Here is a 13,307-nt window from a genome sequence, read left to right as displayed (position 1 = left end):
GGCTCCTTAAGCGCCAATCACGCTAGAAATTCGCGACAATGGCAGCACTTCATCGGCCGCCCCCAACTTAATTGCTTCTTTAGGCATGCCAAAAACCACGCAGCTCATCTCATCTTGCGCATAGGTTTTCGCGCCTGCGTCTTGCATTTCTTTTAAGCCCTTAGCCCCATCATCGCCCATCCCCGTCATAATCACGCCAATGGCGTTGCGCCCAGCAAATTTAGCGCCAGAGCGAAACAACACATCCACCGAAGGACAATGCCGACTCACTAATGGGCCTTCAACCACATCCACCAGATACTGAGCACCACTGCGTTTAATCATCAAATGCTTGCCGCCCGGCGCAATCAAAGCCAAACCGGGTAATAAGCGATCGCCATGCTTAGCCTCACGCACATCGATATCACACAGCTGATCTAAACGCTTGGCAAATGATTCAGTAAAATTAGGTGGCATATGCTGCACAATCGCAATCGGTGGGCAGGTGCGGGATAATTTTTTTAGCACCTCCTCCAAAGCCTGCGTGCCGCCGGTTGAAGCCCCCAGTAACACAATGCGTTCAGTCGTTTGAATCATCGCCCCTTGAACTGGTGGCGCAATCACCACATCGGCAGATAATTTAGGTCGAACCACAATGGCCGGCGTATCGGGTTTCGGTTTTAGCAAAGACACTTTCGCCCTCGCTGCGGCTCGAACGGCGCTGACCAAACTGGCCGCGTCATCCAATAACGCTTGTTTTACCCCTAAACTGGATTTGGCCAAAACCTGCACAGCCCCTGCGCGCAAAGCCTCAATCGCGGTGGCCGATCCTTGCGTGGTGAGCGAGGATAAAACCACCACAGCCGTTGGATGCTCGTTCATTAATTGCTTAAGAAACGTAATTCCATCCATTCTGGGCATTTCAATATCTAAAACCAAAACATCTGGCCAGTCTTTTTTCATTTTCTCAAGGGCATAAACTGGATCAGGCGCTGAATCAATAACGCGAATATCCGTAGTTGCATTTAAAATCGAGCTTACCACCTGACGAATTACAGCAGAATCATCAACAACCATGACCTTAATCATATTTTTACCCGATGAATATCGTAACTAAAAGATTTAATTAATCACCAATTTTAAAAACACCGTTAACGACAAACTAAAATACATTAATTAGCCTATCAAGACATGACCAACAACTAAAAAAATCGAGTATTTTAAACCGACGCTGCAGATTTATACTGATAAATACCTGGCTGAATCAATTTCAAATCTTCACTCAAACCATATAAACTTTCCGAATGGCTAACAAATAAATAAGCATTGTTTTTAAGCTTTTTGATCACTTTGTTCAAAATTTCCTGCTTGCCATTAACATCAAAATAAATAAGTACATTGCGTAAAAAAATAAAATCAAACAACCCAATTTCAGGTAATGGCAAAGCTAAATTAATGGTCTTAAATTCCACTTTATTTCGCAGCGCGGGGACAATCAATAAAGAACCATCTTGCTTGCCCACCCCTTTAAGACAATATTTTCGCATCAACACACTCGGAATCCCGTCAACTCGATTGAGCGAATAATGCGCTGCTTTAGCCTGCGCAATGACTCGCAAACTAATATCACTACCGAGTACCCGCCAATCGGCCTGCTCGCCGAGCTGATGCGCCAAAATCATCGCGATACTCCAGATTTCCTCCCCAGTCGACGATGCAGCACTCCATACATTCAACGCGCGATTTTTAGGCCAAGCCGCAACTTCATGTTGCATCCAATCAAAATGTTTACGCTCACGAAAGAAAAAAGTTTCGTGCGTAGTGAGTAAATCCACCGCAATGGCTTGCTCTTGCACCTCGTCTGGATCTTGTAACAACCGTAAATACGCTTCATACGTACTCACTTGCCGCGCGGTTAAACGATTCAGTAAGCGCTGTTGCAATAATGTTTTTTTACTCTCTGGCATATGCATGCCCGATTGCTCGCGCATCCATGCGCTAAAGCGAGCAAACGTCGCATCATTTAATTGCATAATGCTCTTCAAGAAGCATGGCTATCATCCATTTTTGGCATCACACCATCATGCTCAATTCCCGCCAAAACGGACATTTCTTCCACTGACAATACCCGTGAAATATCCAACAAAACAATAAAGCGATTATCCACACACGCCATACCAGAAATAAACTCAGTGCGTAATTTGCTACCAAACTGCGGCGCTCTTTCAATATCATCAAGGGCAATGGTCAAGACTTCGTGTACTGCATCCACCAAAACACCAATTAATTGTGCCGCACCAGTTTCTGGGTCTAACACCTCAACAATCACCACACAAGTGCGCCGACCCAGCTCAGTGCGGGCTCGGCCAAAGCGCAAGGCCAAGTCCGTCACTGGTACCACCGCGCCACGTAAGTTCATCACCCCGCGCAAAAAGTCCGGCATCATCGGTACTTCAGTCAGATATTCATATTCTAAGATTTCGCGAATCGAGCGAATGCCAATCGCAAACGTTTCTCCTCCCAGTTGAAATGAAAGATATTGTTCGGTGCTTTGCATTTGAATATCTGCATTACTTTTACCGGCCATTTTATTGATTAATGCGAGCGCCCCCATCATGAACTCCTCTCAAAAATGGACAAAATCATTCTCATCCAAACCCGATGAGTTAGAAGCGTTCGTCGAATGCAATTGTTTTTTGCTCATCCCTTTGCCTAATGAGGCACTACTGCGACGGTGAGCGGTGCTATCGATTTGAAAAAAACCCATCACATCTTGTAAATTACCCGCTTGCGAGCTGACTTCTTCTGCCGTAGCCGCCAACTCTTCACTAGCTGAAGCATTGGCTTGCGTTGAGCTGTTAATTTGCTGAACTGCGCTATTGATTTGGCCAACACCGCCGGCCTGTTCATTGGCTGCAGCAGCAATTTCTTGAACTAAATCGGCCGTTTTAGTGCTTGAACGCACCATTTCATCGAGCAAACTCCCGGCGCGCTCAGCTAAAGCCACGCTATTGCTGGCCACTGAACTGATTTCTTGCGCCGCAACTTGACTGCGTTCAGCTAATTTACGCACTTCGGCAGCAACCACAGCAAAGCCCTTACCATGCTCATCGGCACGCGCAGCCTCAATCGCGGCATTGAGGGCCAATAGATTAGTTTTGTAGGCAATATCGTCAACAATGCGGATGCGTTCGGCGATTTTACGCATCGCTTCCACTGTTTCGCGCACCGCCGCGCCGCCTTCTGACGCCTCGCGAGAGGCTTTAGTGGCAATACTTTCGGTCAACCGAGCATTTTCATTGGTTTGATTAATCGACGAAGTCATTTCTTCGATCGACGATGAGGTTTCCTCAATACTGGCGGCCGATTCGCTCGATGATTGCGATAGGCTTTGTGAGGTACTCGACAGCTGCATCGATGCGGCTGACATATTGTCAGTACTACTTTTTACTTCGATAATGATGCCGCGTAAACGCTCGACCATGGTCCGAATCGCATAAGCCAAACTGGTCTTATCACTATCACGTACTGCGACATCAATCATTAAATTGCCTTTAGACAATTCAAACATCAGCGCTTGCACATAATAAGGCTCACCGCCTAAAGCGCGAGTAATCGAGCGAATAATCAGCCAGCTAATAATTATCGATAGAAACAAGGCCACCAGAGCCACACTACCCAATAGCCATTTGGTTTTATCAACGCTAACTGCCGCCTCTTTTCCACTCAATTGACTTAAGCGCGTTTGTTCATCACCCAAATCACGAACAACTTGCAATAAATGACTGACGGGAATAATGACTTGTTCTAAAGCGATTTTTGCTTCTTCAGCTTGATTATTCACGCCTAACATCAGCACTTTATCTGCAAGCTCAAAAGCCGGCGGAGTTAAAGTTTTTAATTGATTTTGAATCTCGATTTCTTTACGTGAATTAAAGCCATCTTGCTCTTCCATTGATTTACTCAATGCCATTTGTGTCTCTAGAAATTCTTTTTTAGCGACTTGATATTTTTCCTCAATGCCCTTGAGTTTAGTTTCGTCATCTTCAATTACGGCTTGCCGATAAAGCACGCGCATTTCTTGTAGTTTATCGAGCATTAAGCCATACATATCATTTCGAGAAAATTTCACTTTAATAATATCGTCAAGCTGATTATCAATTTGTGCCAAGCCTTGTACAGCTACCGCTACACAAATTAATAACATGACAACCAGCGCACCAAAGCCTAGTGCTAAACGCATTGCAACGCTCATGTTTTTAGTTGAATTCATCGCTTTCTCCTTGGTTTGACGCTCACTACACATACCATCAAATTGCCAAATGGCTATGCACCACCGACCGAGTGGCCAATTCATGATTAAAACTAAATAGCTCTGCATCGCGTAGCGTGACATGCTGAACCAGCTCACTCACATCCAAAATCAACGCCACTTGCCCATTACCTAAAATAGTTGAGCCACCAATGGCTTTAAGATGTTGAAATAACGTACCTAAAGGTTTAATTACGGTTTGAAATTCACCCAATAACGCATCAACCACTAAGCCGACTTTACGTTCATTGGCACGTAATACCACCACATTGGCACGACTAACTTCTTGGCCGCTCGATTCCAAATCAAGAAAATTAGATAACCGCAATAGAGGCAATAATTCACCACGCAAATTTAAATGATCTAAACTGCCATCCATTTTTAATTCATCAGGCAATTCAATACACTCAATCACCGACTCCAGTGGCACCACATACGTCGCATTGCTACTGCGAACTAAAAATCCATCAATAATTGCTAAGGTCAACGGAAGGCGAATTCGCAAGACGGTCCCAATGCCAACATCAGAGTCGACCATGACATGGCCACGTAGCGCATCAATGCTTTTTTTCACCACGTCCATGCCAACACCACGGCCGGACAAATTAGTAATTTGTTCCGCCGTTGAAAATCCTGGCTCAAAAATCAGGCTATAGATTTCCTGTTCAGATAATTGCGCATCCGCACTGACCAAACCACGCTCAACCGCTTTAGCGAGAATTTTATCTCGGCGTAAACCCGCACCGTCATCACTCACCTCAATCATGACACTGCCTGATTCGTGATATGCATTCAAATACACCGTGCCATGTATTGGCTTGCCCGCCTTGATCCTTGCCTCTTTGGACTCAATACCATGGTCCATTGCATTGCGTACAATGTGCATCAGCGGATCGGATAATTTTTCAATCATGGATTTATCCAGCTCGGTTTCGGCGCCGGTGACTTCTAAATGAATGTCTTTACCTAGCTCTTTGGCTACGTCTCGAACCACGCGTGGAAAACGCTGAAATACTTCACCCACTTGCGCCATTCGCATCGACAACACGCCGGCGCGAATTTGTTCGATCAAATTGCTCATGCTCAGGCTCCACTCTTGCAAAGCCATCGCGCCATTTTGACTGGCCAGCAAATTACCTGCCGCGCCAGAAATCACTAATTCACCGACCAAATTAATCAAGCTATCGAGTTTTTCAGCTTCCACCCGCAAAAAAGTGGCTTCACCGGCTTTCTCCGTTTTAACTTTTTTTGCACCACCGACCAAGGTGCTGGTTTCCAGTGCTAAATGAGCCACGACGGGTGAAACGACGGCCGCTATTTTTTCGCTCTCCAGCGGTGCTAGGCCCAATTCAACCCAAGCTGCATTAATTTTTTCCCAAATTTCACGGGAGATTTGTTCAGTTTGCTGCTGTAAAAAGTCGCGCGCCTCGGCCAACGGGGTAATCAAAATCAAGCTGTCTTCACGCACAAACTCAAACACATCATGTAAAGCCGCCGTAGTGCTATCACCTTCGAAACGCACGGCAAATTGCAGATAATTTTGCTCAGGGTCAAAATCAGAAACGTTTAACAGCGTATCGATTAATGGCAATACCCGTTCAATACGCCCTTGTCGCGCCAAAAAACGAAAAAAGCTCGCTAAATCCAAGCCATGCCTCAGTAAATCAGGGCTAAAACCCAAGTAAATCAACCAGCTCGTATTCGTCTTAACTTGCAACACTAGCGCGGCTTCGAGCTCCGGAACTTGAGTCATCGGTGTTGCTGGTGTTTTTTTAACTTGATACAGCTGCAAATCTGCCAACAAGGTGGCGCGATCGTCATCAGAAGGTATTATTTTTTCATTACTCATCGCATCGACCATGCTTTGCACATAGTCACGACAGCGCAGCATGACACTCACTAAGGCTTCATCGAGCTGGATGCTGCCATTGCGCAATAAATCGAGAACGTTTTCAACTTCGTGGGTAAATTTAACGATACCGTCCAACGCAAATAAACCTGCCGAACCTTTAATCGTATGCATCGTCCGAAATAGTGCATTCAGTAGCTCAGTGTTACCTTGGGCATTTTCAGCATCGAGCAAAATATGTTCCATTTGCTGCAACAACTCGTTGGCTTCATCAATAAATGCCTGTAGTCCTTCATCATCCATTAAGCATCTCCTGATTTGGCGCGAAAAGCACATCACTTAAACCCAGTAAGCTCACCAGCTCGACTAACGCTGCCGGCGGTTGCAAGAAGTGCAACGGCTGCTGTTGACGCTCAGCCTCTTGCTTGACCCACAGCAAGAGCTGCACAAAAGCACAATCGCACTCTTGAATCTGCGGTAAAGACAAAGACAAACCTTTGCTTTCATTCATGATCGATTTGAGTTGCAGATAAGTGTCGCGCACTTGGTAGATGGTTTGCTCGCCGTCCAAAATAAGTTCACTCATTGCTGATTCACCGTTTGGTTTTCATCGAAATCCATAGAAGTTGAACGCACGTTTTAAGGCAGGATCAGTTTTTGTACCGCTTCTAACATTTGTGCCGGTTGAAATGGCTTCACCACCCACGCTTTAACGCCAGCAGCACGACCTTCATTTTTAAGTGTTTCACCTGATTCGGTGGTTAACATAATCACCGGCGTAAAGCGATAATTTGCCAGCTGTTTGGCTGCTTTCACAAAGCTAATCCCATCCATATTCGGCATGTTAACGTCCGAAATAATGAGGTTATATTTACGGCCATCAAGCTTAGTGAGCGCATCACGGCCATCACAAGCATCCACCACCTCATAGCCGGCTTTTTTCAATGCCATACCCACGGTTTGTCGCATGCTCGATGAGTCATCAACAATTAAAATGGTCTTCGCCATGCGATACCCTTTGCCTGAACATGCGACTAACTTGGGAATTGATACACAGATATAAAATTAGCTTACTTTTTGCTTATCGCAAGCTGAATTAAAAATCGAAAGAACGCCAAAAATGGTCGACGTGAATAAAACGGAAGGGGTAATCAAAACAGAATGCGGCAGCAAGCCGCAAAGAGGGTAAACAACAAATAGACGCACTAGGGTCTGTTGACGTTGGGTTTTCCATCCTGCAGGCGCGATTTTCGCAGCGAATCAAGGCGTATCAGCGCTTCATCTTATGTCAGCGAACTACAGCGCTCAATCGCCGCCAAAAGCGCCTAGCCGAGGGGTTGGCGAATTTGGCGGGAATCAACTGCACGCATCCCGCCAGCTCGCTTTATGTCAGCCAGTGTTGAATCGGTAAAAAATCACTCAATAAGGCGGCTTCTGGCGAGTTCGCTTGCGGATGATAGTCATAACGCCAAGCGGCCAGCGGTGGCATCGACATTAAAATCGATTCGGTACGACCACCCGATTGCAAGCCAAATAAAGTACCGCGATCCCAAACCAGATTAAATTCAACATAGCGACCGCGGCGATACGCTTGCCAATCGCGTTCACGCTGGCCGTATTCCAAATCACGGCGGCGCGCCACAATTGGCGTATACGCTGGCAAAAAGGCATCCCCCACCGATTGCATCATCGCCAAGCTTTGCGCAAAGCCCAGCTCAGAAAAATCATCAAAGAAAATCCCACCAATACCACGCGCTTCTTGGCGATGTTTTAAATAAAAATACCGGTCACACCAGTCTTTAAAACGTGGATATAAATCGGAGCCAAACGCCGCTAACGCTTGATGACACGTTTGATGAAAATGCGACGCATCTTCGCGGTGGCCATAATACGGCGTTAAATCCATACCGCCGCCAAACCAAAACACTGGCGCAGCATCACTGCCCGCAGCCGGTTGCGCAACAAAAAAGCGCACATTCATATGCACTGTTGGAATATACGGATTGCGCGGATGGAGCACCAATGAAACGCCCATTGCTTCCCAAGCACAGCCGGCGAGTTCCGGCCGATGCGCGCTCGCTGATGGCGGTAAGGTCGCACCCAATACGTGCGAGAAATTCACCCCACCACGCTCAAACACCGCGCCATTTTCGATCACACGGCTAATGCCGCCGCCGCCTTCTGGACGCTGCCAACGATCGGTTTGAAAACAGCAGCCATCGATGTTTTCTAATGTCGCAACGATATTTTGCTGCAAAGTCAGTAGGTATTCTTTTACTGCGGTGATATTCATTGAGTCATTCCTTACTTGGATCGGCGTCATTTTTAGCCAAACGAGGCATAAAAAAATCCCCTTTTGCAACTGCGGCTAAAGGGGATTGGGCCATGAAAGGCAAGGTCGCAGCGATTTAATTCGCTACCACATTGCAATCAAAGCTGCTGCGTTGGAATCGCATTTTTGCTGTGCGTCATTTGATTATTGTTATCAACATAAATCAACGATGGCTTATGTTCGACCAATTCGTTTTCTTCATAATTGGCAAACGTCGCAATAATCAATAAATCACCGACTTGCGCATGGCGTGCTGCTGAGCCATTCACTGAAATAATCCCCGAGCCGCGTTGGCCTTTGATGGCATACGTCGAGAATCGTGCGCCATTATTGATATTCCAAATATCAATCGCTTCGTATTCGCGAATATTGGCGGCATCGAGTAAATTTTCATCGATCGCGCACGAACCTTCGTAATGCAGCTCGGCGTGCGTTGCTGTTACACGGTGCAGTTTGGATTTGAGCATATTGCGTTGCATGGTTTTCTCCCGCGCTGCAGGTCATACCGAAAGGATGGACCAAGTGCCCTAAACAGAGCGTTCACTTAAGCGCATTTCAAATAGGGCTCGATTATAAATTGCATTGGCGCAAATGCCCAATGCACAGCCAGAATAAATTAAACTTTAGCGCGATAGATCAAACAATCATCGAGCAAAAACTCGCCCTCGCCCACTTGCGCGTTCGGTGCGATGCGTTCAAAGTCAAAACGCTGGCCATCGAGTAATAGCCAAGCCGGAATCGCTTTTTCGTTAAAACGCCCTAGCGCTTCTTCTGAACGCACAATATCTCGCGCTTTCACTTGCTGAGCGCTCGCTTGCCGACGCGCGATTTCGGCCGCGTCTTCTATGGCATCGCGCACTTCAGGGCGTGACATCGCACCGCGATTGGGTATCGACTCGGCACTCAATTCGTTTTTTTGCACTGGCAAAGCGCGTAAATACAAATTAAATAGCACCCGTGGTAACACTACCCGTTTCACTTGCTTATCTGGGTTAATCACACAGGCCACGCCAAAGTTTTCGCTGCACTTTGGGCATTGTGCTGTCGCGGCAATCGCAATGTGGTTTTCCACCAAACGCGCAATGCCATTCATTTGTTTCGCGTCGAGCATCGTGCCGCAACGCACACAGGGCTTAGAGAATTGCTTTACTTGATTACCGTTGGCAAATTTCAACGGTAAAAAATCACTGAGCCGGCGGTTAGGCTGCATCATTATTCCTTGTGAGTAGGCGTTTAATTCTTAAACGCGGCCACGAAATTCACGTATTCCAAATCATCAACGCCGTGATCATTAACGGCGCTAAAGTCAATTTAACAGTATTAGTGCAAAAGCTTGATGGCAATAAATAGAAAGCCAAAAAAATATTCTTGTAAATCTGCCAGCGCACACGGTCGATTCAGTATGGCAAAACGATAGAGCGCGCCGAAAACTCGCTCTGTCGCTGGGCTTTACATTCTTGCGACACGCATCTCGACCGTTAAATCAAGATAATCAATATTGAGACGCTGCAAGGCGACGGTAGTTCCAGCCGGCAACTCAGGCAAGCCACCGACGCGCAACACCAAAGGCATGCCGTCAATGCGTACCAGATTTTCTTTAATCACTTGCGCGTTAAAGTCTTTTAGGTTTTCTTGCACCATGAAACGCAAGCACCAGTAGCGCTCCATCTTATCTTGGAATTCAGCATAAGCGGCATAAGCGGCGTCAAATGAGGAAATCGCGGTGAATAATTCCGCGTCATTTTTTTGGTAGCGCGGTTTTTCGCCGCGCAGCATGGCCACTAATTGCTGTTGATTAATGTAATCCACAGCGCGGCGTAGCGGCGAGCTCGACCACATATAGCATTCAACGCCAAGACCCGCATGCGCTGTGGCCTGTGTTGACAAGCGCACGCGGCCACCACCTTGCGAGCGATAAATACCGGCGATTTGCGCGTCGCGCAGCTCTTTGCCCCATTGGCTATTGACCAAAATCATCAGCTCGGCGACGAGTTTATCCATCGGCGCGCCGCGTTTACGTGGCACGATGCGTACTTTTTCGCTCTCAACACCATCCACCACGTCGCGGTCGATATAAAAGTTGTAATCCATCCGCGTTTGCTGCGGCTGATCGGCCTTACCGCGACGCCCTTCCAGCGCACCGGCAAAATGCCACAAGAAATTGAGTTCGTCTTTCCACGGATAATCTGGCCCGTCTTGACCGGCGGTGTCTTCGTTGAAATACGGCTCGATATCATGGTGGCGCAAGTTGGCCACCACCGGCACACGCTCGATCACTGAGCGGTAGCTCAAAATATCAAAGCCGAGCGACACTTCCAAATACATCGATACTGCTGGGCGCGCTGCACCTTCTTCGAGGGTAAACACATTCACCGCGTCATCGGGCAACATGGTGATTTTGTCGCCGGGGAAATACACCGTCGACAGGCGATCCAGTACCACTTGATCCAGCGCCGAGCCCGGCGCAATCCCCAGCACTGGCGCGGCAATATGGATGCCGACTTGCCAGTTACCATTTTTTAATTTCTGCAAACTGAACGCGTCGTCGATTTCGGTCGTCGTTGCGTCATCAATCGAGAACGCTTTTACGTCGGCAATCGGCAGATCCTCCGGCGCAGTCACCGGCTCAAATTCAGCAAAACCACGTCCCTTAGGGAAATGTTCGGCCAAAAAACCATCGAGGAAATATTGCGCGATATTCGGAATCGCACCGACTTTATCCAGTAAACGCAAAGTCGACGTTTGCGCGCTTTCAGCCGCTTGCGCCAAAGCTTTGTATTCCAAACCGTTTTTGTCTGGGCGATGTATTAGCTTGGCGAGCATGGGTTTAAAGGCTTCTGGCAAGATACCCACTAGTAATTCGGCCTGCCATACGGCCATTTGCTCCGCTTCGCGCTGTTTACGCTCGACACCAGCCAGTGCCGCTTTGAGGTTTTCTTCTGGCGCGGCTTTGTAATTGCCACGTCCTTTACGATAAAAATACATCGGCGCAGCGTGCAAGGCGATCGCCGCGGCAGCTTGCTGAATTAAGCTTGGATTTTTACCAAAATATTCAGCGGCAATCGCGGCAAAACTCAACTCGTCACCACCGCAACATTCCCACAATAAAGTCACATCAACGTCGGCAGCTTCGCTTTGCGCGGCTTTAAAAAAGTCATCCAAACCGACTTTATCGAACTTGAGCAAGACATTGGCGGCCTTGATTTTGCTGCGCTTACCGCGCGTATCTTCAACTTGCAAACTCGCCGGCTGCTCGTCTTGGATCGTTGCAACCTTAAAGCTGCCATCTTCTTCGTAAAATACGTTCATTTATATTCCAACTTTAAAATCTGACGCAAAGACGCAGAGGCGCAGAGAAAACCATTTGAATTGTTTTTCCTCTGCGCCTTTGCGTCTCTGCGTTGAAAGGTTTTGGACTAATCACTCAGTTGCGCCAGCAATTCGGCTTGGCGCTCGCTCATCAGGGCTTGCGTTAATTCAGTCAAATCACCGTCCATGATGTAATCGAGCTTGTATAAGGTCAGATTAATGCGGTGATCGGTCATCCGGCCTTGCGGATAATTGTAGGTGCGGATGCGCTCCGACCGGTCGCCCGAGCCGATCAGCGATTTGCGCTCAGCAGCTTCTTTGGCGTTGATTACTTGCATTTGCGCGTCTTTAATTCGCGCCGACAGCACCGCTAACGCCCGCGCTTTGTTTTTGTGCTGCGAGCGATCGTCTTGGCACTCAACAATAATGCCAGTCGGAATATGCACCACGCGCACGGCTGAGTCGGTTTTATTAATATGTTGACCACCGGCCCCACTGGCGCGGTAAGTATCAATGCGCAAATCGGCTGGATTGATGTTGATTTCTTCCATCTCATCGGCTTCGGCCATCACCGCCACGGTACACGCTGAGGTATGAATCCGCCCTTGCGTTTCCGTCGCTGGGACCCGCTGTACGCGGTGCGCGCCGGACTCAAAACGCAGTCGCGAATACGCGCCTTGCCCAACAATGCGCGCGATGACTTCTTTGTAACCACCAAGCTCAGATTCATTCACCGACATGATTTCAACTTGCCAGCGATTGCGCTCGGCGTAGCGGCTATACATGCGGAACAAATCCGCTGCAAACAACGCCGCCTCATCGCCACCCGTGCCAGCACGAATCTCGAGGAAAATATTGCGCTCATCGTTCGGGTCTTTGGGCAGTAGCGCGGTTTGCAAATCGTAGTCGAGCTGCTCAAGACGCACTTTGCCGTCTTTGATTTCCTCAAAGGCCAATTCAGCCATTTCCGGATCAGACAGCATCGCCTCAGCATCGGCCAAATTGGCATTGATGCGATTAAATTCGTGCCACAGCTCAACCACGGGGGTGATTTCGCTGTATTCACGGTTTAATTTGCGATATTGATCCATATCGCGCGTGGCTTCTTCAGACGCCAATAAGGCGCTCACTTCTTCTAAACGGTCGGCCAATTGCGATAATTTGGCTTGAATTGATGGTTTCATGCGGTTTCCATAAGGCGAGTTACCAGCAAGATTAAAATCTCGCAGAACTCAAACCACTGCTAAATATAAAGTTTACTCGGGTCGATTTAGGCAAGTTTTGAATAAACCCATTCGTTTTTTAAACGAAAGCGGCTGGCTCAGCGGTAAAGCGAGGTATCACGCCGACACAATCATCCCCATCCAGAACAGGAATGCGGCGCGTCCTCAAAGGATCAACCGCGAATCCATACCGCGCCTAAATACAATCAACACAAATCAACAGTTTGCTACCAAGGCCATACAAAACGAAGGTATATGAATATAACCCTTAAGCCTTAAAGGCCATATTCATATACTCCCCAC

The 13,307-nt window shown here is 47.6% G+C and carries 12 protein-coding genes; all 12 read right to left on the bottom strand.

Going from position 1 to position 13,307, the window contains the following annotated elements; all coding sequences use genetic code 11:
• Positions 1-6: 6 nt before the first annotated feature.
• The 12 genes from LG219_RS10005 to prfA all read right to left on the bottom strand — a co-directional run bounded on the left by LG219_RS10005 (position 7) and on the right by prfA (position 12,965).
• On the bottom strand, positions 7-1,068 hold the full coding sequence (locus LG219_RS10005) for a protein-glutamate methylesterase/protein-glutamine glutaminase (protein ID WP_226764343.1): 1,062 nt from the start codon (positions 1,066-1,068) through the stop codon (positions 7-9).
• 131 nt (positions 1,069-1,199) lie between these two features.
• A complete protein-coding gene (locus LG219_RS10000; protein ID WP_226764342.1) occupies positions 1,200-2,012 on the bottom strand; it encodes a CheR family methyltransferase in 813 nt (270 codons plus the stop codon).
• A gap of 8 nt (positions 2,013-2,020) precedes the next feature.
• On the bottom strand, positions 2,021-2,593 hold the full coding sequence (locus LG219_RS09995; RefSeq protein WP_226764341.1) for a chemotaxis protein CheW: 573 nt from the start codon (positions 2,591-2,593) through the stop codon (positions 2,021-2,023).
• Between the two features lie 12 nt (positions 2,594-2,605).
• Entirely contained in the window at positions 2,606-4,252 is a 1,647-nt protein-coding gene (locus LG219_RS09990; RefSeq protein ID WP_284691679.1) for a methyl-accepting chemotaxis protein, read from the bottom strand.
• A 37-nt stretch (positions 4,253-4,289) separates the two neighbouring features.
• Complete coding sequence (locus LG219_RS09985) at positions 4,290-6,443, bottom strand: chemotaxis protein CheA (protein WP_226764340.1); 2,154 nt, start codon at positions 6,441-6,443, stop codon at positions 4,290-4,292.
• On the bottom strand, positions 6,436-6,726 hold the full coding sequence (locus LG219_RS09980) for an STAS domain-containing protein (protein WP_226764339.1): 291 nt from the start codon (positions 6,724-6,726) through the stop codon (positions 6,436-6,438). Before LG219_RS09980 ends, LG219_RS09985 begins: the two co-directional genes overlap by 8 nt.
• 53 nt (positions 6,727-6,779) lie before the next feature.
• Positions 6,780-7,148: a response regulator gene (locus LG219_RS09975; protein WP_226764338.1), complete on the bottom strand. Its 369-nt coding sequence runs from the start codon at positions 7,146-7,148 to the stop codon at positions 6,780-6,782.
• A gap of 376 nt (positions 7,149-7,524) precedes the next feature.
• The gene (gene hemF, locus LG219_RS09970) at positions 7,525-8,433 is read right to left on the bottom strand and encodes an oxygen-dependent coproporphyrinogen oxidase (RefSeq protein ID WP_226764337.1); all 909 of its coding nucleotides are present in this window, start codon (positions 8,431-8,433) and stop codon (positions 7,525-7,527) included.
• Between the two features lie 137 nt (positions 8,434-8,570).
• A complete protein-coding gene (gene panD, locus LG219_RS09965) occupies positions 8,571-8,951 on the bottom strand; it encodes an aspartate 1-decarboxylase (RefSeq protein WP_226764336.1) in 381 nt (126 codons plus the stop codon).
• 137 nt (positions 8,952-9,088) lie between these two features.
• Positions 9,089-9,685: a hypothetical protein gene (locus LG219_RS09960; RefSeq protein WP_226764335.1), complete on the bottom strand. Its 597-nt coding sequence runs from the start codon at positions 9,683-9,685 to the stop codon at positions 9,089-9,091.
• A gap of 236 nt (positions 9,686-9,921) precedes the next feature.
• Positions 9,922-11,781: a ribonuclease catalytic domain-containing protein gene (locus LG219_RS09955; RefSeq protein WP_226764334.1), complete on the bottom strand. Its 1,860-nt coding sequence runs from the start codon at positions 11,779-11,781 to the stop codon at positions 9,922-9,924.
• Between the two features lie 107 nt (positions 11,782-11,888).
• The gene (gene prfA, locus LG219_RS09950; RefSeq protein ID WP_226764333.1) at positions 11,889-12,965 is read right to left on the bottom strand and encodes a peptide chain release factor 1; all 1,077 of its coding nucleotides are present in this window, start codon (positions 12,963-12,965) and stop codon (positions 11,889-11,891) included.
• Positions 12,966-13,307: the final 342 nt, after the last annotated feature.

This window comes from Deefgea salmonis, from assembly GCF_020531905.1.
Classification (GTDB): domain Bacteria; phylum Pseudomonadota; class Gammaproteobacteria; order Burkholderiales; family Chitinibacteraceae; genus Deefgea; species Deefgea salmonis.
Note: the sequence above shows the minus strand (reverse complement) of the source record. Positions and strands in the feature narration are given on the sequence as shown.